Below are 24,716 nucleotides of genomic sequence, written 5' to 3'. Positions count from 1 at the left end.
TGAAACATCAAATCGGGCATTCTCCCTCGCGAACATGGCGCGGACGGCGCGGCCGGGGCGCACACCAGGTGACAGGGTGCGAGCATCTGCTCGGGACCCGCGCCCGTACCGCACGTTTTCCGCACATGGTCAGCACACCGATGCTCCGAGGAGAGAGTGACAATGACGACCGAGGCAGCGACTCGGCGGATGCCCGGCGCGCCCTGCTGGGTGAGCCTCCTGGCCCACAGCCTGTCCGCGACGCAGGAGTTCTACGGCGCGCTGTTCGGCTGGGAGTTCCGCCCGGGGCCGCAGCATTTCGGTCCGTACGCCCGGGCCTTCCTCGACGGCAGGGAGGTCGCGGGGGTGGGTGAGCTGGCCCCCGACCGGGATCTCCCGGTCGCCTGGACCACCTATCTGGCCAGCGACGACGCGGATGTGACCGCGGAGCGGATCCGGAGCTGCGGCGGGACGGTGGGCGTCGGGCCGCTGGACGCGGACGACGACGCGGGGCGGATGGCGATCGCCTCCGATCCGCAGGGGGCGGTTTTCGGTATCTGGCAGGGCAAATCGATGATGGGCACCACGGTCACGGGCGAGCCGGGCACACCTGTGTGGAACGAGCTGGTCACCCAGGAGACCGCCGTTGTCGGCCCGTTCTACGAGCATGTCTTCGGCTACGAGGCGGACCCGGCGGGCCCGGCGGCCGCGGACGCCGGGGGCGAGGCGGGCGGATCGGGCGACGCGGACACCGGCCGGGAAGCCGACCGTCTGACACTGCTCCTCAAGGGCCGCGCGGTGGCCGGCATCCACGGCGTGGGCACCGCCGCGCTGCGCGAGCGCGGTCCCCATTGGATGACGTACTTCGCCGTGCCCAATACGGACGCGGCGGCCCGCCGCGTCACCGGACTCGGCGGCCATGTCCTGGCCCCCGCCCACGATTCCGTCCACGGCCGTCTGGCGACGGTCTCCGACACCGAGGGCGCGGTGTTCGCCATCGTCGAGCAGGACTGAGTACGGAATTCCCGGGCGCGGCACACAGGGCGGACGGGTACAGCACATAAGCCGGGTGCCACAAAAGCGAATAAGCAGAGAAACGAGAAACCTACCGCACGGTTTTTTATTGCCCGGGAGACTCTGTCAGGAGACCACCGTGGAACGTTCCGCACCGAGAAGCCGTTCGGCGCGGAATGGCGAGGTGTCCAGCCTCGCCAGCACTCCGGGAACGGCGACATTGGGGAGGATGAACTCCAGCAGCCGGGAGATTTCCTCGCAGAGGTCGGGCGGGTTCGGCACCGCCTCGGTAATGAGCTGAACACCGGTCCAGGCACCGATCAACAACCGGGCCGCATCGGTCGGATCGATATGCGAATACAGCTCACCGCGCGCCTTGGCCTCCATGAGCACCCCGCCGCCCAGCGCGATCCAGTCGGGCCAGCGGGTACCCAGCAGGCTGCGCGCCTTCGGGTCGACGGACAGCCGTATGCAGGCCTTGAGCACGGGCTCCCTGGGCAGCCGGTGGGCCAGCAGGAGCGAAATGTCCACCCATTCCTGGAGTTTGAAGGGCTGCGGCACCAGGCCTTCCGTGGTCACCCCCTCGGCGAGCACACCGTGCGCCAGCTCCTCTTTCGACGTGAAGTGGAAGTACAGTGCCGCCCTGGTGAGTTGGGCACGCTCAAGAACGGCGGCGATCGTGGCGCCCTCGTATCCGTACTCGTTGAAGATCTCCGCGGCGGCCTCCAGGCAGGCCCTGCGCGTCGGGATCGCCCGTTCCTGTTTCGCCAACTCACGTCTCCCGTGACCAGTCGTTACATCTGCCATTGAAAAAGACCGCAGAAGCGGTATTTTATCATCCGACTTCTTCCGGATACGCAGCGTCCAGCGGGACTTGATGGCCTGAAACCGCTGTTCACATACGTACGCGGCGGCATGACTCACCAATGTACGCAGCAACATGACGGTGGGTCATCACCGTTCCGCCGCTCTTTCCGGCGTCTGTCCGGAACACCACCCGGATTCCCCGGAAATACGCTCGCCTCAAGAACGCGGAGAGGGTCTGCTTCACCGACGGGGAACCGTCACGGATCCGGCGCATTCTCGCTCACCGCCCCACGACCGGCCCCCGAGGCGGGCGACGGTGCGACCCCTGGCCGCCCGGACGGTTGTTCCGGCAGGGTGGTCCGGTGATCGCCCGTGCAGAATACGTGTGCCGCTGTCCCACCGGACGGCACGGCACGGTGGCCGCTGCACCGTCAATCCAGAATTCCGCCGTCCGGAGCGCCCGCCCCCGCAGAGCCGGACATCGATGTCACGGTCGCGGACACCGCGCACGTGCGGCCCGGACCGCCTTCCGCGCCGCACCGGAACAGGCGGTGCGGAAGCCGACGGATGCGCCGTCAGGCCGGCCGCGTGGGTGCGATTACGCCCGCGCCTCGGGCGAGACCGGCAGAACGTCTGGTGACAGAGCCCCGGCCCGCGCCGTCGCACTGGTCATCCGGCGCAGGTGGTGGCGTCGGCACAACACTTCGTAACCGACCTCCCCCTGCGCCTGGTTGACGTCGCCGACCACCACCTGGGCACCCTCGACCACCATCTCCCCGCCCACCGTACGGGCGTTGTGGGTGGCCCGGGCGCCACACCAGCAGAGCGCCTCGACCTGGAGCGCCTCGATGCGGTCGGCCAGCTCGATCAGACGCCGGGAGCCAGGAAACAGATGTGTCCGAAAATCGGTGGTGATACCGAACGCGAAGACATCCAGCTCGAGGTCGTCGACGATGCGCGCCAGCTGGTCGATCTGTGCGGGGGCGAGGAACTGGGCCTCGTCCACGATGACGTAGTCCGCCCGGGCACCCCGGGACAGGTGATCGACGAGGTAGGCGTAGAGGTCCATGCCCTCGTCGGCCTCGACGGCGTCCGTGACCAGCCCCAGCCGGGACGAGAGCCGGCCCTCACCCGCCCGGTCGTCACGGGTGAAAATCACTCCCTGTAGCCCGCGAGCGGAGCGGTTGTGCCCGATCTGCAGCGCCAGAGTGCTCTTCCCGCAGTCCATGGTTCCCGAGAAAAATACCAATGCGGACATGGGGGTGGGGATGGCCTTTCGGTGGGATCGGTGCGATCGGTGCGATCGGTGGGATCGATCGGTTCGTTCAGATCGGTCGGATCGGTCGGAGTCAGCGGTGTGTTGCCGGGCGCCGAAGCGCCACGGCCAGGGAATTTTCCAGGGTTGCCGTGACCCTGGGTCAGGTGGGGTCAGGTGGGGTTCAGGTGCGGACTTCCAGGAGCGGCACCAGCTGCTCCACGGGGGTCATCGAGCCGTGCATCCCGACCATCTCCGACTCCCGGGGCTCCCGTTCGGTCGCGATGATCACCATGTCGGCGTGCGCGGCGGCCACGACGTCACCGATCCGGGCCCGTACCCGGTCGTCGACCCGCGGACCGAACCAGCCCGCGGCGATGGCCTCGTCGCGGCTCGCCACCCACATCCGGTCACCGACCACTTCGCGCCATACGGCGAGCACATCGGCGGCGGCACCGTGGTGGGCGTACACGTGCCGGGCCCGGCCCTCACCGCCCAACAGGCGTACTCCGGCGCGCAGTTCCCAGTCCTCGTCGAAGTCGACGCGGGACTCGGGGTCGAACGGGATGTCGATCATGCCGTGGTCGGCGGTGACGTAGAGGGCGCTGCGTGGCGGGAGTTGCTCGGCCAGCCGCTGCGCGAGCCGGTCGACGTACATCAACTGGCCACGCCAGGCATCGGAGTTGACGCCGTAGCGGTGCCCCTTGCCGTCGACCTCGGAGTAGTACGTGTAGACCAGCGAGCGGTCGCCGGCGGCGAGCTGCTCCGCGGCGAGGTCCATCCGCTCCTCGCCGGAGAGCCGGCCGTGGAAGGTGCCACCGCTGAGCGCGACCTTGGTGAGCGGAGTGTGCTGGAAGTCCGGCGCGGAGACCTGGCAGGTGCGGATCCCGGCGGCGTCCGCGAGCTGGAAGACCGTCGGATAGGGCTGCCAGACGTACGGGTCGGTCCACGGGTACCAGCGGAGCTGGTTCATCAGGGCGCCGGTGGCCGGGTCCTCACAGGTGTAACCGGGCAGGCCGTGGGCGCCCGGCGGCAGGCCGGTGCCGACCGAGGCCAGCGAGGTGGCCGTGGTGGCGGGGAAGCCCGTGGTGAGCGGGCGGCCGGTGCCGTTGAACGAGGTTCCCAGGAGTGAGGTGAGGAACGGCGCCTCCTCCGGGTGGGCGCGCAGCTGCTCCCAGCCGAGGCCGTCGATCAGGAAGACACAGGCCCGGTCGGCGGGGGCGAGCTCCATGGTGGCGGAGAGTTCGCGGACGCCGAGGCCCGCGGCGATGGTGGGCAGCAGATCCGACAGCGAGCCGCTGCCGTACCGGGGCACCGGGGCACCGAGCGGGTCGAGCGGTTCGGGTTCCGGCCAGGTGGGGGCGATACCGGCCATCAGCGGGGGGTGGTGGTGGCCGCAGTTGCTTCAGAAAGTGCCTGTGCGAAGGCGAGCGTCTCGCGCACCGAGTCCGGGCCGTCGCCGGCCTCGCTGACCCGCAGCGAGAGGTCATCGGCGGTGGACGAGCCGGTGTAGCCGTGGTCCGCCTCGCAGTTGGGGTCGCCGCAGGCGGCGGGCTCCAGGTCCAGGCGGGCGACGGCGCCCCAGCCGATGGTCAGCACGACCTCGCGGGGCAGCTGGCCCGGGGTGTACGACTCGGGGTTGGCGACCACGCGGCTGAGCACCACGGAGGAGATCCGGTCCAGCTTGACGGACTCGGTGGAGGTGGTGGCGTACGGCGACGGGGAGGTGGCGTCGGCGGCCTGTTCGTCGGTGTGGCTGACGATGAAGCGGGTGCCGGTCAGAACCAGGACCGTGACGTGACGGCGGACCTCGTTGGCGTCGAAGGTCGTCTCCTGATGGACGAGGTACGACACCACCGGCTCGCCGCCCACGGCGGCCTGCACCGCCTCGGCCACGAGCGTCGGGTAGTAGCCACTGCGCTCGATCGCCGCGCGCAGCCCCTGTGTCGTCGTACCGGTCTTCGCCATGGGGTCCATCCTACGGGGCCTGGCGGGAGGCACGAGCCCCGTGGGACGGGCCGGCCTCGATGGGCGCTGGCCCGCCTGTGGGCAGGGCCTCATGGGCGGGCCTCACGGGCGGGCCTCATCGGCGGGGCCTAATAGGCGGGCAGGCGGCGGGGGCCCAGGTCGGTGGTGACGGGCGCGGGAGCGAGCCGGACGGCGGCGCCCAGGACGGAGACCCCCTGCGGCGCGACGACGACCGGTTCGAGATCCACGGCGACGACCTCGGGATGGTCGTCGACCAGGCGGGAGACCCGTAGCAGCAGCTCGGCCAGCGTGGCGGTGTCGACCGGCTGGGACCCGCGCCAGCCGAAGAGCAGCGGGGCCGCGCGGATCGCGCGGATCTGCTCGGCGACCTCGCGGTCCGTGGCGGGGATGAGGCGGTGATCGACATCGCCGAGCAGTTGGGAGGGGGCACCGGCCAGGCCGAAGGAGAGCACGGCGCCGACGGCCGGGTCGATGGCGGCGCGGATGACCGTGTCGACGCCGCGCGGCACCATCGACTGGACGACCGGACGCAGCTCCTCCGGCGAGCCGAGGAAGTCCGTCAACTCCGCGTACACCCGGCGGAGTTCGTCCTCACCGGCGATGTCCAGGCGGACCCCGCCGAGGTCGGCGCGGTGCCGCAGATGGGGGGCGGTGGTCTTCAGGGCCACCGGGTAGCCCAGGCGGGCCGCGGCGCGCACGGCGCTGTCCGGATCGGGGGCCGGGAGGACGGGGTGGGTGTGGATGCCGTAGCGGGCGAGCAGGGCGGCGGCGTCCTCGGGGGGCACGGCCACCGAGCGGCCGTTGGGTACGCCGGGAGCGAGCCGGCCGAGGAGGCGTTCGATGTCCGCGCCGGCCGCCGCCTCCTGGATGTCGTCGTACTCGGGCACCCGGCCCGGCTCGGCCGCGTCCCGGCGCCAGGCCGCGTACCGGACGGCCTCGGCGAGGGCGCGTACGGCGCGCTCGGCGGCGGGGTACGCGGGGATGCGGAGGGGAGCGCTCCGCCGCCGGGGCGGTGCTGCGGCGGCCTCGGCGTCGTGGGCCGGGGGCGTCGCCATGGTGGCCGGAGGCGGACCCGGCGGTATCGGGGGGCGTACGGAGGCCGCCCCCCGCGAATGCCGCGGATGCGGATACTGCGGTTCCGGTGGGTTCGACGGGTTCGATGGATTCGGCGGGTTCGGTTGGTTCGACGGATTCGGTTGGTTCGGTTGGTTCGACGGGTTCGGTTGGTTCGACGGGGATTCCGCGGGCCGGGCGGCGGGCGGCTCGGGGGTGCTCGTCCCCCCGGGGGACGCGGGGACCGGGGCCGCCAGGGTCGTGGCGAGGTCGTCCATCGCCAGGTGGACGACCGTGACCGGTTTGTGCGGATGGGATGCGGCCACGGCGCGCAGGGCGGCGGCGAGCGCGGCACCCTCGCCGCCGGGCGGGGTGGGCCCGTCCTGCTCCCCCACCCACGGGATCGCCGTGACGATCACGGCATCGCAGCCGTCGCCGCCCAGCGTCTCGGCGAGCGCGGTGCGGAAGTCGTCCGGCCGCGCCGCGGAGTCCAGTACGCGGGGGTGCAGCGGCCGCAGCCGCTCGGTCAGGCAGGCGTCGTAGGCGAGCAGTGCCAGCGCCTCGGAATTGCCGAGGATCGCGATGCGCGGACCGGCGGGCAACGGCTGGGAGGCCAGCAGCAGCCCGGCGTCGACCAGTTCGGTGACCGTGTCGACGCGGATCACACCGGCCTGGCGCATCAGGGCGGCGACCGTGCTGTCCGGGACCTGGACCGTGGGCACGGTGTGCCCGGGCGGCGCCGTACCGCTGTGCCGGGCCCCCTTGGCGACCACGACCGGCTTGACGGCGGCGGTGCGCCGGGCGAGCCGGGCGAACTTGCGCGGGTTGCCGATGGACTCCAGGTAGAGGATCACGACGTCGGTGTCGGGGTCGTCGTACCAGTACTGGAGCAGGTCGTTGCCGGAGACGTCGGCGCGGTTGCCGGCCGAGACGAAGGACGAGATACCGGCGATGCCGCCGTCGCCGGGGCCGCGCTCATGGAGTCCGCTGAGCAGGGCGATGCCGATGGCGCCGGACTGGGTGAACAGGCCGATGTGGCCGGCACCCGGCAGCTGAGGGGCGAGGGAGGCGTTCATCCGGACGCCGGCGGCGGTGTTGATCAGGCCGAAGGCGTTCGGCCCGATGAGCCGCATGCCGTACGAGCGGGCCTGGCGGAGCAGGGCACGCTGCCGCTCACGGCCCTCCGGACCCGCCTCGGCGTAACCGGAGGAGAGGATCAGTACGCCCTGGACGCCATGTTCGCCGCAGTCGCGGACCACGTCGGGGACACGGTCCGCCGGGACGGCGATGACCGCGAGATCGACCGGATCGGGGATGTCCCGCAGGGTCCGCGCGGCCGGCACTCCCTCCGGGTCCAGTCGCCGCAGGTCTTCGGGGAAGGCGTGGTTGACGGCGTGCACCCGGCCCGTGAAGCCGCAGCTGAGGATGTTGCGCAGGACGGTGCGGCCGATGCCGCCGGGGGCGCGGCCGGTCCCGATGACGGCGACCGAGCCAGGGGCGAGCAACCGCTGTACGGAGCGCGCCTCGGCGCGCTGCTCGCGGCCGCGCATCACGGCCACGGACTGCTCGGTGGGCTCCAGGTCGAACTCCAGGCGGACCACGCCGTCCTCGAAGGTGCGCTGCTGGGTGTAGCCGGCGTCCGTGAACACCTTGATCATTTTGGAGTTCGCGGGCAGCACCTCGGCGGCGAACCTGCGGATACCGCGCTCACGGGCGACGGCCGCGATGTGCTCCAGGAGGGCGGAGGCGACCCCGCGGCCCTGGTGGGCGTCCTGGACGAGGAAGGCGACCTCGGCCTGGTCGTCGTCGGGGCTCTTGGCGGGCAGCCCCTGGTCGTTGATCCGGTCGTAGCGGACGGTGGCGATGAACTCACCGCCGACGGTGGCGGCGAGCCCGACCCGGTCGATGTAGTCGTGATGGGTGAAGCGGCGCACATCGCGGTCGGAGAGGCGGGGGTAGGGCGCGAAGAAGCGGTAGTACTTCGACTCGTCCGAGACCTGTTCGTAGAACGAGACCAGCCGTTCGGCGTCGGCGGGGGTGATGGGCCGGATCCGTGCCGTGCCGCCGTCGCGCAGCACCACGTCGGCTTCCCAGTGCGACGGGTACGCGTGCTCGGGCGGGTTCTGCATGCGGACAGAGTACGGCCGGGCACCGACAACAGGCCTTGTCCACGTCCTGTCCCCGTACCCTCGGGGGTCACCAGGACGGCCGTTGGAGCACTTCCGGCAGCGTGCGAGAATGGTCTAGACAACTGTCACGACTTTGAAGGGCAACACCATGGCTGAGCGCCGCGTCACTGTCGGTTGGACCGAGGGGCTGCACGCCCGCCCCGCGTCGATCTTCGTCCGTGCGGCCACCGCCTCCGGCGTCCCGATGACGATCGCCAAGGCGGACGGCAACCCGGTCAACGCGGCCTCCATGCTGGCGGTCCTGGGCCTGGGCGCCCAGGGCGGCGAGGAGATCGTGCTGGCCTCGGACGCCGAGGGTGCCGAGGCAGCGCTCGACCGCCTGGCGAAGCTGGTGGCCGAGGGTCTCGAGGAGCTCCCCGAGACCGTCTGAGTCCCAGCGGGTCCAGCAGCGGCCCGTACGACCTGCGGCGGCCCCGTCGCGGTGACCGGAAAACGGTCGCCGCGACGGGGCCGTTCTTGCATTCCCCGGCAATGCATTCCTCAGCGAGGCATTCCTCGGCAGCTGGGCATTCCTCGGCAGAGAATTCCCCGGTGGGTCATTGCGCGACAGCGCGCCGAGCACAAACCGCGTCCGGACAAATGGGCGCGCGAATCCCATTCCAGCGCCTCTCCTCATTCCGGCGCCTCTTTGTATACGGCGTGCTTGTTAAGAACGGGCACGCGCCGTGTTGACGGGCCGTTTCGGATCCCTCACCTCGGCCGTGACGGGGTGCCGTAGCCGGTACACCGGAAGAGAGCGCTCGATGTGCGCGGCCATCAGGGCACGGGCCCGTTCCGCGTCGCCCCGGGCCACCGCTTCCAGTACCGCGCCGTGTTCGTCCCACGACTCACCGGACCGGTCCGGCAGGTCGACCGCGTACATCCACTCGATCTTGCGCCGCAGCTGGGTGAGCAGCGCGGTCAGGCTGGGACTGCCGGCCGCCTGGGCGAGCGTCTCGTGGAACCAGCCATCCAGTTGGCGCAGGTCCGCGGGGTTGCCGTGACGGGCCCGGGCACGGCCGAGCCGGACCAGGCCGCGCAACACCTTCAGGTGGGCCGGGGTGCGGCGGACGGCGGCGCGGGCGGCGCCCAGCGGCTCCAGCAGCGCGCGGATGTCGAGAAGGTCCGCGGCCTCCTGCTCGCTGAGCGCGGCGACGCAGGCGCCCGCGTGGTGGCGGGTGGTGACAAAGCCCTCCGACTGCAGGGTGCGCAGCGCTTCGCGGACCGGCACCCTGGAGACGCCGTAGCGCGCCGCCAGGATCTCCTCGATCAGCCGACTCCCCGGCGCCAGTGCGCCGGAGACGATGTCCTCGCGAATCGCCGTGCACACCGCATGCGCGGAAATATGGCCTCGCATCGTCCGTGCCTCCGCCGTAATCCCCGGGAAACGCCGCCGGTCGGCGACTTTTCCGCGACTCTATTCGACGGGGGCGGCTTTTCCGACGGACTCCTGCTATTCAGGGATATTTTTTGGCCAATACCCGGGCGTGGACGGTGGAAGGCCGGGCGCCCTGGTTATGGACCGCGTTCCAAGGCGCCGCGGTGGGCCGGAGGTGAGGCGGCGGAAGCCGCTCAGACGTCCACGCCGTGCGACCGCAGGTACGAGACCGGGTCGATGTCCGAGCCGTACTCGGCGGTGGTGCGGGCCTCGAAGTGCAGATGCGGGCCGGTGACGTTGCCGGTGGCGCCGGAGAGGCCGATCTCCTGGCCGGGGGTCACCTGCTGGCCGACCGAGACGCCGATCGACGAGAGGTGGCCGTACTGGGTGTACGTACCGTCGTTCATCTTGATCACGATGTTGTTTCCGTACGCGCCGCCCCAGCCGGCCTCGACGACGGTGCCCATGCCGACGGCGTGGACCGAGGTCCCGGAGCCGGCGTGGAAGTCGACGCCGGTGTGGCTGCCGGAGGACCACAGGCCGCTGGAGGCCTTGTAGCTGGTCGAGACGTACGAGCCGGCTATCGGGGCGACGAAGCTGTTGAGGCGCTTGCGCTCGGCGTCGCGGGCGGCGCGCTCCTTGGCCTCGCGCTCCTCCTCGGCCTTCTTCCGGGCCTCCTCGGCGTGCCGCTTGGCTTCCTCGGCCCGCTGCTTGGCCACGGCCTCGGCCTTCGCCTCCAGGGCGGCCAGCTCGGCGGCGGCCTGCTGGTCGTCGGCCTGCGCCTCGATGCGGCTGGCGAGCTCGTCACCCAGGACGACGGCCTGCTGGAGGCCGGTGTCATGGCCGTGCGCCTCGTCCGTGGCGGCCAGCGCCGGCGAGGCCACGGAGGCGACCACACCGGAGGCCGCGAGGGTGGCTATGCCGGCGAGGTTACGGGTCTTACGAGCGGTACGGCTCGGACCGCGGTGCTTCCCGGTGGCACGGGTGAACGCCATGTGCTGGCTTGTCCTTTCCTTCCCTCTCGCCTACCGGGTTAGCTGACGGGTTCGGAGCAGGAAGGTCTCCTACGGGCTCCTCCGGGGAGGAGTCCGATTCACCCCAGGGGACATGTGGGTCCCCGGCTCCCCTGGCTCGCGCCGTACGGGGACTCGGCGATCGCTGTCCGCTGCCACTGGTGTGGCGGTGGTGTGACGAACAGCCGGACAGACGGTAATCGGGGCCACTTTCCTCCGCCAAGCGGAACCTGTCTTTTGTGCGGGATGCCACAAGAACCAGTACAACCAGCCCTACCAAACCGGACATACGACGGCTCCCGTGGCGCTGGGCACCACGGGAGCCGCATCGTCGACTGAGCCACCATCAGGCGACGGGGAGTCAGCCGGCCCACCGGGGGCCGGGGCGGGAGGGCCTAGCCGCTGACGACCGTCACCTCACCGAGACCCAGCGCCTTCACCGGCTCGGCGATCTGCGCCGCGTCCCCCACCAGGACCGTCACCAGGCGGTCCACCGGGAAGGCGCTGACCACCGCCGCGGTCGCCTCGACCGTGCCGGTCTCCGCGAGCCGGACGTACAACTGCGCCTGGAAATCGTCCGGGAGCTGCTGCTCGACCTGGTCGGCGAGGGTGCCCGCGACGGCCGCCGCGGTCTCGTACTTCAGCGGGGCGACGCCGACGAGGTTCCGCACGGCGACATCGCGCTCGTCGTCCGTCAGCCCCTCCGCCGCGAGGGTCCGCAGCACCTGGAACAGGTCCTCCAGCGCCGGAACGGTGGATTCGGTGTCCACCGAGCCGCTGATGGCGAGCAGTGCGGCGCCGGTGGCTCCCTCGGGGGACGTGGGGGCGGTGGAGCGCAGCACCTGGCTGAAGGAGCGCACACCGTAGGTGTAGCCCTTCTCCTCGCGCAGCACGCGGTCCAGACGGGAGGTGAGGGTGCCGCCCAGGCAGTACGTGCCGAGGACCTGCGCGGGCCACACCCGGTCGTGCCGGTCGGCGCCGATACGGCCGATGAGCAGCTGGGTCTGGACGGCCCCGGGGCGGTCCACGATCACCACCCGGCCGGTGTCGTCGGCGACGACCGGCGCGGCCTTCAGCGGCTCGGCCGCCGGGCCGCTCCAGGCGCCCAGAGTCTCGGCGAGCGCCGCGTCCAGGTCGACGCCGGTGAAGTCGCCGACGACGACCGCGGTGGCCGTGGCGGGCCGGACGTGGGCGTCGTAGAACGCGCGGACGGCGGCGGCGTCGATGCGGGCGACGGTCTCCTCGGTGCCCTGGCGGGGCCGGGACATCCGGGCGGTGGCCGGGAACAGCTCCTTGGACAGGGCCATCGCGGCACGCCGGGCCGGGTTGGCGAGCTCGTGCGGGATCTCGTCGAGACGGTTGCGTACCAGCCGCTCGATCTCGCTCTCCGGGAACGCGGGGGCCCGCAGCGCGTCGGCGAGGAGCCCGAGCGCGCGCGGCAGCCGGGAGGCCGGGACCTCCAGCGAGACCCGCAGGCCGGGGTGGTCGGCGTGCGCGTCCAGCGTGGCGCCGCAGCGCTCCAGCTCGGCGGCGAACTCCTCGGCGGAGTGCTTGTCGGTGCCCTCGGACAGGGCGCGCGCCATGATCGTGGCGACGCCGTCCAGGCCCTCGGGCTCGGCGTCCAGCGGAGCCACCAGGTTGATCTCGACGGCGAAGACCTGCTGGCCGGGCCGGTGGCTGGTCAGGAGGGTGAGGCCGTTGGCCAGTTGGCCGCGGTCGGGGGCCGGGAAGGCCCACGGCTTGGGCGCGCCGCCGTGCGGCTGCGGGTGGAAGTCCATGGTGCTCTCGGGAGAATCTGCGCGGGTGGTGGCGTCGCTCACTGGTCCGCCTCCCCTTCCTCGGTGTCGGCGGCGTCGGTGGCGCCGGTGGGTTCGGCGGATGCCGTGCCTTCTGCGGGTTCGTAGACCAGCACCGCGCGGTTGTCGGGGCGCAGCCGGGCCTGGGCGACCGCCTTCACCTCCTCCGGGGTGATCTCCAGAACGCGCCGCACGGCGGTCAGCGCGAGCTGCGGGTCCCCGAACAGGACGGCGAAGCGGCACAGTTCGTCGGCCCGGCCGCTGACCGTGGCCAGCCGGTCCAGCCACTCGCGCTCCAGCTGCGCCTGGGCGCGCTCCATCTCCTCCGGGGTCGGCCCGTCGGCGGCGAAGCGGGCCAGCTCCTCGTCGACGGCGCGCTCGATGTCGGCGACCTCCACCCCGCCGGACGTCTTCACGTCCAGCCAGCCCAGCGAGGGCGCACCGGCCAGCCGCAGCAGGCCGAAGCCGGCGGCCACGGCGGTGCGGTCGCGGCGCACCAGGCGGTTGTACAGGCGGGAGGACTCGCCGCCGCCCAGGACGGTCAGTGCCAGATCCGCGGCGTCCGCCTCACGGGTGCCGTCGTGCGGCAGGCGGTAGGCCGACATCAGGGCGCGGGAGGGCACGTCCTCCGTGACGACCTCGCGCAGCTCTTCGCCGATGGTCTCGGGCAGCGAGCCGTCCCGGGGCGGCTGCTTGCCGTCGTGGCCCGGGATCGAGCCGAAGTACCTCTCGATCCAGGCGAGCGTCTGCTCGGGGTCGATGTCGCCGACGACCGCCAGGACGGCGTTGTTGGGCGCGTAGTACGTGCGGAAGAAGGCCCGCGCGTCCTCCAGGGAGGCCGCGTCCAGGTCGGCCATCGACCCGATGGGCGTGTGGTGGTACGGGTGTCCCTCCGGGTAGGCCATGGCCGTCAGCCGCTCGAAGGCCGTGCCGTAGGGGACGTTGTCGTAGCGCTGACGGCGCTCGTTCTTGACGACGTCGCGCTGGTTCTCCAGCGACTCCTCGTCCAGCGCGGTCAGCAGCGAGCCCATCCGGTCCGCCTCCAGCCAGAGCGCGAGCTCCAGCTCGTGGGCGGGCATGGTCTCGAAGTAATTGGTGCGCTCGAAGCTCGTCGTGCCGTTGAGCGAACCGCCGGCGCCCTGCACCAGCTCGAAGTGGCCGTTGCCGGTCACCTGCGCGGAGCCCTGGAACATCAGGTGCTCGAAGAGGTGCGCCAGGCCGGTACGGCCCTTGACCTCGTGGCGGGAGCCGACGTCGTACCACAGGCAGACGGCTGCGACCGGGGTCAGGTGGTCTTCGGAGAGCACCACGCGCAGGCCGTTCGCCAGCCGGTGCTCGGTCGCTGTCAGGCCGCCGGAGCCGGCTTGTTCTGTGGCCGTGTGACCCATGGGCATGTACGTCCCTTCGATCCGCTTGCGAGGAAGTTCTGTCACTGTATGCAACCGCGTCGGCATCTGGCGAAGTTCCCGGGCGCCTGGACCGAACGTGCGCCCTGCCCGGCCGCCGTGGAGCCGAGGGGGGAGTCAAGGGGGGAGTCGCGGTGGGCGTTGTCAGTGCGGCGGTCCACAATGGTCCGCGTCAGACTCGGAGATACCTTCGGAGATACCTGGAGGTACCTCCGGTCGATCGCCCAGCCGATTGACCCGGCAGATTGACCGACGTCGCCCGACATCGGTTTTTCCGACTCGGCAGTAGACGCACGACGCAGCAGAAGGAGCCGCAGCCGCGATGGCCCGCCGCAGCACGAAGACCCCGCCGCCGGACGACTTCGAGGAGAGGATCCTCGACATCGACGTCGTCGACGAGATGCAGGGTTCCTTCCTCGAGTACGCGTACTCGGTCATCTACTCGCGCGCCCTGCCGGACGCCCGCGACGGTCTCAAGCCCGTGCACCGCCGCATCCTGTACCAGATGAACGAGATGGGCCTGCGCCCCGACCGCGGCTATGTGAAGTGTGCCCGGGTGGTCGGCGAGGTCATGGGTAAGCTCCATCCGCACGGCGACGCGTCCATCTACGACGCGCTGGTGCGCATGGCGCAGCCGTTCTCGATGCGGGTGCCGCTGGTGGACGGCCACGGCAACTTCGGCTCGCTGGGCAACGACGACCCGCCCGCCGCCATGCGGTACACGGAGTGCCGGATGGCGTCGGCGACGTCCCTGATGACGGAGTCCATCGAGGAGGACACCGTCGACTTCACCCCGAACTACGACGGCCAGGAGAAGGAGCCGGTGGCCCTCCCGGCCGCCTATCCGAACCTCCTCGTCAACGGTTCGTCCGGGATCGCCGTCGGTATGGCGACGAACATGCCGCCGCACAACCTGGGCGAGGTCATCGCGGCGGCCCGCCATCTGATCAAGCACCCCAACGCGGATCTCGACACCCTGATGCGCTTCGTGCCGGGCCCCGATCTGCCGACGGGCGGCCGGATCGTGGGGCTGGCCGGCGTACGGGACGCGTACGAGAAGGGCCGCGGTACGTTCAAGATCCGTGCGACCGTCGCGGTCGAGAACGTCACCGCCCGCCGCAAGGGCCTGGTCGTCACCGAACTCCCCTTCGCGGTCGGCCCCGAGAAGGTCATCTCCAAGATCAAGGACCTGGTCGGCTCGAAGAAGCTCCAGGGCATCGCGGACGTCAAGGACCTCACCGGACGCGAACACGGCCTGCGGCTGGTGATCGAGGTCAAGAACGGCTTCAACCCCGAGGCCGTCCTGGAGCAGCTCTACAAGCTCACGCCGATGGAGGAGTCCTTCGGCATCAACAACGTCGCCCTGGTGGACGGCCAGCCGCTGACGCTGGGCCTCAAGGAGCTGCTGGAGGTCTATGTCGACCACCGCTTCGAGGTGGTGCGACGGCGCAGCGAGTTCCGGCGCGGCAAGCGGCGCGACCGGCTGCATCTGGTGGAGGGCCTGCTGACGGCCCTGGTGGACATCGACGAGGTGATCCGCCTGATCCGCTCCAGCGAGAACAGCGCGCAGGCCAAGGGGCGGCTGATCGAGCGCTTCTCCCTGAGCGAGGTGCAGACCCAGTACATCCTCGACACCCCGCTGCGCCGGCTGACCAAGTTCGACCGGATCGAGCTGGAGTCGGAGCGCGACCGGCTGCGGGAGGAGATCGAGCAGCTGACCCGGATCCTGGAGTCGGACGCCGAGCTGCGCAAGCTGGTCTCCGGCGAGCTGGCCGCGGTCGCCAAGAAGTACGGCACGGACCGGCGGACGGTCCTGCTGGAGGCGCCGGAGGCCACGGTCGGCGCGGTGCCGCTGGAGGTCGCCGACGACCCGTGCCGGGTCCTGCTGTCCTCCACGGGCCTGATGGCGCGGACGGTCACGGGCGAGTCGCCGTCGCTCCCCACCGACGGCAAGCGCGTCAAGCACGATGTGATCGTCTCGGCGGTGCCGGCGACGACCCGCGGTGAGGTGGGCGCGGTGACGTCCCTGGGCCGGCTGCTGCGGGTCCCGGTGATCGATCTGCCGCAGCTCCCGGAGACCGCGGCGGCGCCCAGCCTCGCCGGTGGCGCAGCGGTCGCGGAGTTCCTGAGCCTGCAGGACGGCGAGCAGTTGATCTGTCTGACCTCGCTGGACGAGTCCTCCCCGGGGCTGGCGCTCGGCACGGAACAGGGCGTGGTCAAGCGGGTGGTGCCCGACTACCCCGCCAACAAGGAGGAGTTGGAGGTCATCACCCTCAAGGAGGGCGACCGCATCGTGGGCGCGGCCGAGCTGAGCACCGGTGAGGAGGACCTTGTCTTCATCACCTCCGAAGCGCAGCTGCTGCGCTATCCGGCCTCCCAGGTACGGCCGCAGGGCCGGCCGGCCGGCGGTATGGCGGGCGTCAAACTGGGCTCGGGCGCGAAGGTGATCTCCTTCTCGGCGGTCGAACCGGCCGTCGATGCCATGGTGTTCACCGTCGCCGGCTCACACGGCACGCTCGACGACTCGGTGGCGACGGCCAAGCTCACTCCGTTCGACCAGTACCCACGCAAGGGCCGGGGCACCGGCGGGGTGCGCTGCCAGCGGTTCCTGAAGGGCGAGGACTGCCTGACCCTGGCCTGGGCCGGGCCGGCGCCGGTGCGGGCCGCGGACGCCAAGGGCGCGCCCGTTCCGCTGCCGGAGCCCGATCCGCGCCGGGACGGCTCGGGGTTGCCGCTGGCGAAGAAGGTCGCGGCGCTGGCGGGGCCGGTGTAAACCGGTGCAACCGGTGTGAGCGGTGCAACCGGTGTGAACGCTGCCGCGGAGCGGAGCGGAGAGTGGACAGGCGGACGCCGTCGGGCCGATGAACCGGCCCGACGGCGTCGCCTTTTCCGTCAGTGCTCCTCGCCGACTGTTCCGTTGCTCCGTTGTTCCGTTGCCCCGTTGTTCCGTTGCCCCGTTGTTCCGTCAGTGCTCCTCGTCGGCTCCGTCCACATAGCGCAGCACGCCCCACATGCTGTTCGCGTCGGCCGACGGCGGTCCGGTCTCCCGGCAGTGCTCCAGCTCCTTGCGCAGCGCCGGCGCGTCGACACCGCTGCCGATCAGGACGAGCTGGGTGCCGCGCTCCTCGCCCTTGGGCCACGGGCCGGGGTAGAAGCGCAGGAAGTCGCCGACGGCGTGCAGTGTGAACTTCTGGCGGTTCTCCGGGACGTCGAAGTGGACGAAGCCCTTGATGCGGTAGAGGCCGTGGGGGCGGCTGTCGAGGAAGTCCATGAGGCGGCGCGGGTGCATCGGCTCGGCGGAGGTGAACTCCACGCTCTGGTAGGCGGCGTGGAGGTGGTCCGGGTGGCCGCACTGCCCGTCGTGGTGGTCGCAGTGGCCCTCGTCGTGGCGGTCGTGCCGGCCTTCGTCGTGGTCACGGTGACCGTCATCGTGGTGGTCATGGTGACCGTCATCGTGGTGGTGGCCACGGTGAGCATCGTGGCGGCCGTCGGCCCGGCCGGCCGGCTCCCCGTGCGCGGCGGCCTCGCGCAGCAGGTCCTCGAACGACAGCTGGCGTACGGCCGCATCGAGGTCCTCCCCCGCTCCGCGGTCGAAGAACAGCTCCGGATCGACCCGTCCGTAGGCGGTGCAGATCACCGGCCGGCCGGGGGCGAGCTCCGCGAGGGTGTCCATGAGCGCCCGGCGCGGCCCGGCACCGATGCGGTCGGCCTTGTTGAGCACCACGATGTCCGCGACGCCCACATGCCGGTCCAGTTCGGGGTGCCGGGCCCGGGTGGCGTCGAACTCGGCGGCGTCCACGACCTCGATCAGCCCGCCGTAGACGATCCGGTCGTTGTCACTGGCGAGGATCATCCGGATGAGTTCCTGCGGCTCGGCCAGCCCGCTGGCCTCGATGACGATCACGTCGATCCGGGCCGCGGGGCGGGCCAGCCGCTCCAGGTACGTGTCCAGTTCGCTGGTGTCGACCGCACAGCACAGACAGCCATTGCCGAGCGAGACCATCGAGTCCACCTGCCCGGCGACGGTCATCGCATCGATCTCGATGCTGCCGAAGTCATTGACGATCGCACCGATACGGGTGCCGTCGCCGGCGCCGAGCAGGTGGTTGAGCAGGGTCGTCTTGCCCGATCCGAGGAACCCCGCGAGCACGACGACCGGGATCTGCTGCGTGGCCAAGGGGGCGCCTCCATGGTGCGGGCGGCGGGCCGCGCGGCCCGGCGGCGGACGAGCTGTCGATCGTAACCGACCCGCCGGAACGGGCCCCGGCCCGGCCGGGCGCCACGGGACCGACCGGGCGCCACGGGACCGGGCAGGCGCGTGCTACCGCGCCGCGACCGCGGGCACCGGCTGGGGCGGGGGCGGGCCCACGTAGCGGGCCGCCGGGCGGATGATCTTCGGATCCTCGGCCTGTTCCAGGACGTTGGCGCTCCAGCCGACCGCCCGGGCCGCGCAGAACGTCGGCGTGAACATCTCCCGCGGCAGCCCGCACAGCTCCATGACGACGCCCGCGTAGAGCTCCACATTCGCGTGGAGTTCGCGGCCGGGTTTGAACTCCGCCAGCAGTTCCTCGACCCTCGCCTCCACCTGGACGGCGAACTCCGCCAGCGGGCCACCGAACCGCTCGGCGATACCGCGCAGCATCCGGGAGCGCGGATCCTCGGTGCGGTAGACGGCGTGCCCGAAACCCATGATCCGGTCGCCGCGGCGCATCTGCTCACGCACCCATGCGTCGATGCGGTCCGGTGTGCCGATGGCGTCGAGCATGTCCAGGGCGCGGCTGGGCGCACCCCCGTGCAGCGGCCCGGACAGCGCGCCGATGGCGCCGACGAGGCAAGCCGCGAGGTCGGCGCCGGTGGAGGCGATGACGCGGGCGGTGAACGTCGAGGCGTTGAAGCCGTGGTCGATGGTGGAGATGAGATAGGCCTCGATCGCCCGTACCCGGTCCGGCTCCGGCTCCTCACCGGTGAGCATGTAGAGGTAGTTGGCCGCGTGGCCGAGGTCCGCGCGCGGCTCGATGGGCCGCAGCCCCTGGCCGAGCCGGTGCAGCGCGGTGAGCAGGGTGGGGACGGCGGCACAGGCGGCCAGGGCGTCGGCCCGCCGCCGGTCGGCGTCGATGTCGTAGAGCGGCCGGAAGCCGGCCGTGGCGCCGAGCAGGGAGAGCGCGGTACGCAGCCCGGCGAGCGGGCCGGCGAGCGCACCGGCCCGGGCGAGCGCGGGCAGCGCCTCACGGACCGCGGCGGGCAGCGGGCGCAGCGCCGCCGTCTCCGCCGTGAAGGCCGCCAGCTGGTCCGCGTCCGGGAGCGCACCGTGGAACATCAGGTACCAGACGTCCTCGAAACCGCGGTTCATGGCCAGCTCGACGGCGGAGTACTGGCGGTAGTGGTAGAAGCCCTCGCGCCCCCGGACGTCGCCGAGCCGCGTCTCGGTGACGACGACTCCCGCGAGGCCGCGGGGAGCGTCGATCGGTGCGTTCGCCTCGGCAACGGGCATGGCGGATCTCCTTGGTTCGTCGGTTCGTCTCGTCGGTTCGTCTCGTCAGTTCCTCGCATCGGAGTGCGCCTCGGACGCGCTCCGAATTGATTCGACTATCCATGCTTGACTCAATCATCGTCAATATTGATTGAATCAATGTGAGGGGTTCTGGATACGGTGAGTGCATGGCGGATCAACGGACGACGCAGGACGACCCGGGCGAGCGCCGGCTGACCACCCGGGAGGCGGCCGACCGGCTCGGCGTGAAGCCCGAGACGGTGTACGCGTATGTCAGCCGGGGCCAGCTGACCAGCCGCCGCGCAGCGGACGGCCGGGGCAGCACCTTCGACCCGAAGGAGGTCGAGGCACTGGCCCGGCGCGGCGGACGGCGTGAACCCTCCGGGCCTGCCGGCGAGTTGGCGTTCCGTACGGGCATCACGCTGATCGACGGCGGCCGCTGCTACTTCCGTGGCGTCGACGCCACGGAGCTCGCCGCCCACTACCGCTACGAGGAAGTCGCCGAGTGGCTGTGGACCGGCGAACTGCACCGTGGCGTCCACTTCACCGCTCCTCCGGACGCGCTGTCCGCGGCCCGCCGCGCCGTGCGGGCGCTGCCGGAGCACTGCGGGCAGATGGACCAGCTGCGGGCCGCGCTGATCGCCGCGGCCGCCGCCGACCCGCTCCGCTTCGACCTCTCCGAAGAAGCCGTCCTGGGCACCGCCCGCAGCCTGATCCCCACACTCGTCGACGCGCTGCCCCCGGTCGGCACCGCGCACCGCGGCGCGGGCCGCCTGGCCTGGCGCCTGTGGTCGAAGCTCACGGCGCAGACCCCCGACGACGCGTCGCTGCGCGTGCTCGACGCCGCGCTGGTGCTGCTCATCGACCACGACCTCGCCGTCTCGACCGTCGCCGTCCGGGTCGCCGCCTCCGCGCGGGCCCATCCGTACGCGATCGTCTCGGCCGGTTTCGGCGCACTGGACGGGACGCTGCACGGCGCGGCGAGCGGGCTCGCCCACCGGATGCTGCTGGACGTGCTGGACCGCGGCAGCGCGGCGGCCGTGGTCGCCGACCATCTGCGGGCCGGCCGCAGGGTGCCCGGTCTGGGGCATCGTGTCTATCCGGGTGAGGACCCGCGGGCCCGCGCGCTCTTCGCGCTCCTGGAGGACGTACCGCAGGCCCGTCCCGCCCTCGGGGCCGCCCGCGAGGTGATCAGCACCGCCGCCCGCCACACCGAGCTGCACGCCAATATCGATCTGGCGCTGGCGGTCCTGACGGTCGCCACGGGGATGCCGGCCGAGGCGGGCGAGACGGTCTTCGCGCTCGCCCGTACCGTCGGCTGGATCGCCCACGCGCTGGAGGAGTACGCCGAACGCCCCGCGCGTGTGCGCCCCACGGGCCAGTACACCGGCCCCAGGCCGCCACAGCCGCTGCCGTGACGGGAACCAGTCCGGAGCCGCCCCGGAGACCCCGGGGCGGCTGCTCGGCACCGGGACGACAAGGTTAGGCTTCCCTTCGTGAGTACCTGCGCCACCGCTTCCCTCCAGGCGGCCGAACCGCTCGCCGGAACCGCGGCCACCGCCCGCACCTGGCTGCTCATCGAACAGACCGGGCCCTGGGGAGCCCAGGCGCTGACGCAGAGCCATCTCGACCCCGGTGTCGGCCGGGCGCTGGAGGCCGCGGCCGAGGGCACGGGCGTACGCGTCGCGCTCATCCGCCGGCCCGGCCGTCACGCCGACTGCCACGAGGTCTCCCGGAACCGGCTCTTCGTCGCCCACACCGCCCCGGGACGATCCTGGATCCGCACCACCGTCGCCGACCCCCGGGCGGCCCTCGACCTGGATTTCGCCGCCCTGGGCGCGGGAGAGCACCACGGCCTCTGGGAGCCGTACTCCGGTGCACCGCTGGCCCTCGTGTGCACCAATGGAAAGCGGGACCGCTGCTGCGCCCTCCAGGGCCGGCCGCTGGCCGCCGAGCTCGCCACCACCGGGGCGGAGGCCTGGGAGATCACCCACATCGGGGGCCACCGCTTCTCCCCCACGCTCCTCGTCCTGCCCTACGGCTACGCCTATGGACGCGCCTCGGCGCCCCTGGTCAAGGACGCCCTGGAGGCGGCCCACCACGGACGGATCGCCCTCGACCAGTGCCGTGGCCGCTCGGCATGGGACCGCCCGGCCCAGGCCGCCGACCTCGCCGTCCGCGAGCTCATCCGGGAGGACCGCGCGGACGCCCTCGACGTCGTACGGACGGATCCGGCGGCCGCCCCGGACCCGGCGGACCCCGAACACCCCTCCCCCGCCTGGGCCGTGACCGTCGCGCACGCCGACGGCCGTACCTGGCGGGTGACCGTCGAGCAGCGGGCCGACGGCGCTCCGGCGCCCGCGAGCTGCGGTGCGCCGCTCGGGCCGCCGGCCCGGATCGCGGTCACCTCCGTCACGGCCGTGGCCACCCCGGCCACCGGAGACATGCCCCGGACAGGGACCGGGGCAGAGACCGGGGCAGAGACCGGGGCAGGGACCACCGCCGCCCACGGCTGATCCCGGGAAGGCCCACGGCCGCCACCGGAAGCACCGCACCGGACCCGGACACCTCTCCCCCGAGCACGGGCGCCTCCCCTGCGAGCCCGGGAACTTCGTCCCGCTCGCCCAGGCGCTGGTGGGGGTGCCCGCGCCTCCCCTGCGAGCCCGAGAGCTTCACACCGAACCCGGGTCCTCCCCGCCGGCCCTGTGAAGTCCTCCCTGCCGTCCCTGTGAATCCGCCCACCCCGCCGCCCGACCGGCCGTGACGGCGCCTACTGTTCGTCCGTATGGGCAAGAACGCAGCGTCGGCTCCACGCCCGAGCGCCGCCCGGCCCTCGGGCGCCGCACCGCTGCCCGCCGGCTTCCCCGCCGCCCGCACCACGCTCCTGCCCCGCCCGCGCCTGGGCCGCCCGCGCCGGGTCTTCTCCCAGGTGCTGCTGATGCAACTCGCCATCGCCACCGGGGTCACCGCACTGGCGACCGGCCTGTTCCTCGCTCCGCTCGGCGCCCAGCTCGACGATCAGGCGATGCGCCGCGCGCTCGCCATCGCCCAGACCACCGCCGCCGAACACCGCCTCGACGACGCCCTGGAGGAATCCCGTCCGAGCCGTCACGGACCCGTCCAGAACGCCGCCGAGCGGATCCGCGCCGCCACCGGCGCCGAGTACGTGGTGATCATGGACAAGCATGGGGTGCGCTGGTCCCACACGGATCCGGACAAGATCGGACACCATGTCTCCACCGACCCCGGTCCCGTGCTCTCCGGCCAGGAGGTCATGCAGATCGACGAGGGCACCCTCGGGCGCTCCGCACGCGGCAAGGTCCCGCTGCGCGACGCAAGCGGCGCGGTCGTCGGCGCCGTCTCGGTCGGTATCGCGTACGAGAGCGTGCAGCAGCGGCTGCTCGCCACCGTTCCCCAGCTTCTCGCCTACGCGGGCGGGGCACTCGCCATGGGCGCCCTCGCCGCGTACCTCGTCGCCCGCCGCCTCCAACGCCGCACCCATGACCTGGCCTTCTCCGACATTTCGGCGCTGCTGGCCGAGCGCGAGGCGATGCTGCACGGCATCCGGGAAGGGTTCCTCGCGCTCGACGGACGCGGCCGGATCCGGCTGATGAACGACGAGGCGCAGCGCCTCCTCGACCTGCGCGCCGAGGACATCGGCCGCCCCCTGGACGCCGTCCTTCCTCCGGGCCGTACCACCGATGTGCTGGCCGGCCGGGTATCGGGAGCGGACCTGCTGGCCGTCAGCGGGCAACGGGTCCTGGTGGCCAACCGTATGCCGACCGACGACGGGGGTGCCGTGGTCACCTTGCGCGACCGCACCGAACTGGAGCGGCTGGGCCGCGAACTGGACGGCACCCGTGGGCTGATCGACGCCCTCCGGGCCCAGGACCACGAGCACGCCAACCGCCTGCACACGCTCCTCGGCCTGCTCGAACTGGGGCTGTACGAGGAGTCCGTGGAGTTCGTGACCCGGGCCGTGGGCGTACACCGGGTGACCGCGGAACAGGTCACCGAACGCGTCCACGATCCGCTGCTGGCCGCTCTCCTGGTGGGCAAGGCCACCGTCGCCGCCGAACGCGGTGTCGCCCTGCGCATCGCTGCCGGTACCCGGCTGCCCGACCGTCTCGTCGACCCGCACAGCCTGGTCACCGTGCTCGGCAACCTCGTCGACAACGCCCTGGACGCCACGTCCGGCGAGCCCGACGCCCAGGTGGAGGTGGAGATCCGCGCCGACGGCCGGACCGCGGTCGTCCGGGTCAGCGACAACGGGCCGGGGGTTCCGGAGGCGCGGCGCGCGGAGATCTTCACCGAGGGCTGGACCACCAAGGAGCCGCCCGCCCACGGGCAGCGCGGCATCGGCCTGGCGCTCGTCCGCCGTCTCGCCGAGCGCTACGGAGGCGGCGCCGAGGCCGGTGAACGGCCCGGCGGCGGCGCGGTGTTCACCGTGACGGTGCCCGACGCGCTGTCCGACGGGCCGCCCGCCGCGGCTGCCGACGGCACCGGGGGCGCGCACCGCGCCGACGGCGCCACGGAGGCCGGGCGATGAGCGGCGGGAGCAGCGGGAGCGACGTACCGATCGACGTAATCGACGTACTGGTCGTGGACGACGATCCACAGGTCGCACGGATCAACGCGGCCTACGTCGCCAAGGTCGGGGGATTCCGCGTCGTCCGCGTCGCGCACTCCGCCGCCGAAGCCCTCGCCGCCCTGGAGGAACACCCGGCCGACCTGATCCTCCTGGACCACTACCTTCCGGACGGGACGGGCGTCCAGCTCGTCGGTGACCTGCGGCGGCGCGGTCTGCTCGCCGACGTGATCATGGTGACGGCGGCGCGCGACATCGCGACCGTCCGGGCCGCGATGCGCCTCGGCGCGCTCCAGTACCTGGTCAAGCCGTTCACCTTCGCCGGGCTGCGCGCCAAGCTGGAGGGCTATGCGGCGCTGCACCGTACGTGCGCCGGCGGCGGGCAGGCCGAACAGGCCGAAGTGGACCGGATCTTCGGGGCGCTGGGGGCCGCCGGCGCCGGGGCGGCCGAGCTGCCGAAGGGGCACTCCGCCGCCACCGCCGACCGCGTCCGTTCGGTCCTGCGCACCGCGGACACCCCGCTCTCGGCCCAGGACGTCGCCCTGCGGTCGGGCCTGAGCCGGCAGACCGCCCAGCGCTACCTCAAGCTGCTGGAGCGCACCGGGCGGGTCCGCCTCACCCTCAGATACGGCGAGACCGGCCGCCCGGAGCACCGCTACGAGTGGGGCCGTCCCGCCTGATACGAGTGGGGCCGTCCTGCCTGAGGTGCCGGACGGGCGCGGCCCGCGCGGCCCCGTGTCCGTGAGCGCCCGTGGCTCCGGCTCTCGCCCATGACCTGG

18 protein-coding genes and 1 riboswitch are annotated in these 24,716 nt (G+C 72.1%); of the genes, 7 read left to right on the top strand and 11 right to left on the bottom strand.

The window, feature by feature from the left end; genetic code table 11:
• The first annotated feature begins 162 nt into the window (after nt 1-162).
• A complete protein-coding gene (locus ACFY12_RS32825) occupies nt 163-993 on the top strand; it encodes a VOC family protein (protein ID WP_390719611.1) in 831 nt (276 codons plus the stop codon).
• Nucleotides 994-1,119: 126 nt separating this feature from the next.
• On the opposite strand, the gene ACFY12_RS32820 is transcribed toward ACFY12_RS32825, so the two are convergent.
• From ACFY12_RS32820 to ACFY12_RS32800, 5 genes are all read right to left on the bottom strand, one after another.
• Nucleotides 1,120-1,764, bottom strand: a complete 645-nt coding sequence (locus ACFY12_RS32820) for a ScbR family autoregulator-binding transcription factor (RefSeq protein ID WP_390719610.1) — start codon at nt 1,762-1,764, stop codon at nt 1,120-1,122.
• Nucleotides 1,765-2,398: 634 nt separating this feature from the next.
• Nucleotides 2,399-3,058, bottom strand: coding sequence for a thymidine kinase (locus tag ACFY12_RS32815; RefSeq protein ID WP_390719609.1), 660 nt, complete (start codon nt 3,056-3,058; stop codon nt 2,399-2,401).
• A 181-nt stretch (nt 3,059-3,239) separates the two neighbouring features.
• Nucleotides 3,240-4,430 carry an alkaline phosphatase family protein gene (locus ACFY12_RS32810; protein ID WP_390719608.1) on the bottom strand — a complete coding sequence of 397 codons (1,191 nt, stop codon included), beginning with the start codon at nt 4,428-4,430 and terminating at the stop codon, nt 3,240-3,242.
• Nucleotides 4,430-5,023 (bottom strand): DUF5998 family protein, encoded by a 594-nt coding sequence (locus ACFY12_RS32805; protein ID WP_390719607.1) that lies wholly within the window; start codon nt 5,021-5,023, stop codon nt 4,430-4,432. The genes ACFY12_RS32810 and ACFY12_RS32805 overlap by 1 nt, the downstream gene beginning before the upstream one ends.
• 128 nt (nt 5,024-5,151) lie before the next feature.
• Nucleotides 5,152-8,226, bottom strand: coding sequence for a GNAT family N-acetyltransferase (locus tag ACFY12_RS32800; RefSeq protein WP_390719606.1), 3,075 nt, complete (start codon nt 8,224-8,226; stop codon nt 5,152-5,154).
• A gap of 148 nt (nt 8,227-8,374) precedes the next feature.
• Here ACFY12_RS32800 and ACFY12_RS32795 point away from each other — a divergent pair, with 148 nt between their 5' ends.
• Nucleotides 8,375-8,656, top strand: coding sequence for an HPr family phosphocarrier protein (locus ACFY12_RS32795; RefSeq protein WP_066935914.1), 282 nt, complete (start codon nt 8,375-8,377; stop codon nt 8,654-8,656).
• Between the two features lie 276 nt (nt 8,657-8,932).
• Here ACFY12_RS32795 and ACFY12_RS32790 read toward each other — a convergent pair whose 3' ends face one another.
• The 4 genes from ACFY12_RS32790 to ACFY12_RS32775 form a co-directional block, all read right to left on the bottom strand.
• Nucleotides 8,933-9,622, bottom strand: coding sequence for a GntR family transcriptional regulator (locus ACFY12_RS32790; protein WP_390719605.1), 690 nt, complete (start codon nt 9,620-9,622; stop codon nt 8,933-8,935).
• Nucleotides 9,623-9,837: 215 nt separating this feature from the next.
• A complete protein-coding gene (locus tag ACFY12_RS32785) occupies nt 9,838-10,638 on the bottom strand; it encodes a M23 family metallopeptidase (RefSeq protein ID WP_390719604.1) in 801 nt (266 codons plus the stop codon).
• A 12-nt stretch (nt 10,639-10,650) separates the two neighbouring features.
• Nucleotides 10,651-10,807, bottom strand: a riboswitch (cyclic di-AMP (ydaO/yuaA leader).
• Between the two features lie 244 nt (nt 10,808-11,051).
• Nucleotides 11,052-12,434, bottom strand: a complete 1,383-nt coding sequence (locus tag ACFY12_RS32780; protein ID WP_390719623.1) for a M16 family metallopeptidase — start codon at nt 12,432-12,434, stop codon at nt 11,052-11,054.
• Nucleotides 12,435-12,472: 38 nt separating this feature from the next.
• On the bottom strand, nt 12,473-13,840 hold the full coding sequence (locus ACFY12_RS32775) for a M16 family metallopeptidase (protein ID WP_390719622.1): 1,368 nt from the start codon (nt 13,838-13,840) through the stop codon (nt 12,473-12,475).
• A 340-nt stretch (nt 13,841-14,180) separates the two neighbouring features.
• On the opposite strand from ACFY12_RS32775, the gene ACFY12_RS32770 reads away from it, so the two are divergent.
• Nucleotides 14,181-16,631: a DNA topoisomerase (ATP-hydrolyzing) subunit A gene (locus tag ACFY12_RS32770; RefSeq protein WP_390719603.1), complete on the top strand. Its 2,451-nt coding sequence runs from the start codon at nt 14,181-14,183 to the stop codon at nt 16,629-16,631.
• A gap of 192 nt (nt 16,632-16,823) precedes the next feature.
• Here the strand turns inward: ACFY12_RS32770 and ACFY12_RS32765 are convergent, their stop codons facing one another.
• Both ACFY12_RS32765 and ACFY12_RS32760 read right to left on the bottom strand, forming a co-directional pair.
• On the bottom strand, nt 16,824-18,035 hold the full coding sequence (locus ACFY12_RS32765) for a CobW family GTP-binding protein (protein WP_390719602.1): 1,212 nt from the start codon (nt 18,033-18,035) through the stop codon (nt 16,824-16,826).
• A gap of 144 nt (nt 18,036-18,179) precedes the next feature.
• Entirely contained in the window at nt 18,180-19,349 is a 1,170-nt protein-coding gene (locus ACFY12_RS32760; protein WP_390719601.1) for a citrate synthase, read from the bottom strand.
• Between the two features lie 167 nt (nt 19,350-19,516).
• On the opposite strand from ACFY12_RS32760, the gene ACFY12_RS32755 reads away from it, so the two are divergent.
• The 4 genes from ACFY12_RS32755 (at nt 19,517) to ACFY12_RS32740 (ending at nt 24,617) form a co-directional block, all read left to right on the top strand.
• Nucleotides 19,517-20,767 carry a citrate synthase gene (locus ACFY12_RS32755; RefSeq protein ID WP_390719600.1) on the top strand — a complete coding sequence of 417 codons (1,251 nt, stop codon included), beginning with the start codon at nt 19,517-19,519 and terminating at the stop codon, nt 20,765-20,767.
• A gap of 78 nt (nt 20,768-20,845) precedes the next feature.
• A complete protein-coding gene (locus ACFY12_RS32750; protein ID WP_390719599.1) occupies nt 20,846-21,865 on the top strand; it encodes a sucrase ferredoxin in 1,020 nt (339 codons plus the stop codon).
• Between the two features lie 422 nt (nt 21,866-22,287).
• Nucleotides 22,288-23,898 carry an ATP-binding protein gene (locus ACFY12_RS32745; protein ID WP_390719621.1) on the top strand — a complete coding sequence of 537 codons (1,611 nt, stop codon included), beginning with the start codon at nt 22,288-22,290 and terminating at the stop codon, nt 23,896-23,898.
• Nucleotides 23,895-24,617 (top strand): response regulator, encoded by a 723-nt coding sequence (locus ACFY12_RS32740; protein ID WP_390719598.1) that lies wholly within the window; start codon nt 23,895-23,897, stop codon nt 24,615-24,617. Before ACFY12_RS32745 ends, ACFY12_RS32740 begins: the two co-directional genes overlap by 4 nt.
• The last annotated feature ends 99 nt before the right edge of the window (nt 24,618-24,716 follow it).

The organism is Streptomyces sp. NPDC001339 (assembly GCF_042895955.1).
Classification (GTDB): Bacteria; Actinomycetota; Actinomycetes; order Streptomycetales; family Streptomycetaceae; genus Streptomyces.
The sequence above is the reverse complement of the archived record's forward strand: the minus strand, read 5'-3'. Positions and strand labels throughout refer to the sequence as shown.

Coding starts and splice junctions, on each gene's coding strand:
- ACFY12_RS32825 (WP_390719611.1), top strand. CDS start 163: ATGACGACCGAGGCAGCGACTCGGCGGATGCCCGGCGCGCCCTGCTGG.
- ACFY12_RS32815 (WP_390719609.1), bottom strand. CDS start 3,058: ATGTCCGCATTGGTATTTTTCTCGGGAACCATGGACTGCGGGAAGAGC.
- ACFY12_RS32810 (WP_390719608.1), bottom strand. CDS start 4,430: ATGGCCGGTATCGCCCCCACCTGGCCGGAACCCGAACCGCTCGACCCG.
- ACFY12_RS32805 (WP_390719607.1), bottom strand. CDS start 5,023: ATGGCGAAGACCGGTACGACGACACAGGGGCTGCGCGCGGCGATCGAG.
- ACFY12_RS32800 (WP_390719606.1), bottom strand. CDS start 8,226: ATGCAGAACCCGCCCGAGCACGCGTACCCGTCGCACTGGGAAGCCGAC.
- ACFY12_RS32795 (WP_066935914.1), top strand. CDS start 8,375: ATGGCTGAGCGCCGCGTCACTGTCGGTTGGACCGAGGGGCTGCACGCC.
- ACFY12_RS32790 (WP_390719605.1), bottom strand. CDS start 9,622: ATGCGAGGCCATATTTCCGCGCATGCGGTGTGCACGGCGATTCGCGAG.
- ACFY12_RS32785 (WP_390719604.1), bottom strand. CDS start 10,638: ATGGCGTTCACCCGTGCCACCGGGAAGCACCGCGGTCCGAGCCGTACC.
- ACFY12_RS32780 (WP_390719623.1), bottom strand. CDS start 12,434: ATGGACTTCCACCCGCAGCCGCACGGCGGCGCGCCCAAGCCGTGGGCC.
- ACFY12_RS32775 (WP_390719622.1), bottom strand. CDS start 13,840: ATGGGTCACACGGCCACAGAACAAGCCGGCTCCGGCGGCCTGACAGCG.
- ACFY12_RS32770 (WP_390719603.1), top strand. CDS start 14,181: ATGGCCCGCCGCAGCACGAAGACCCCGCCGCCGGACGACTTCGAGGAG.
- ACFY12_RS32760 (WP_390719601.1), bottom strand. CDS start 19,349: ATGCCCGTTGCCGAGGCGAACGCACCGATCGACGCTCCCCGCGGCCTC.
- ACFY12_RS32755 (WP_390719600.1), top strand. CDS start 19,517: ATGGCGGATCAACGGACGACGCAGGACGACCCGGGCGAGCGCCGGCTG.
- ACFY12_RS32745 (WP_390719621.1), top strand. CDS start 22,288: ATGCAACTCGCCATCGCCACCGGGGTCACCGCACTGGCGACCGGCCTG.
- ACFY12_RS32740 (WP_390719598.1), top strand. CDS start 23,895: ATGAGCGGCGGGAGCAGCGGGAGCGACGTACCGATCGACGTAATCGAC.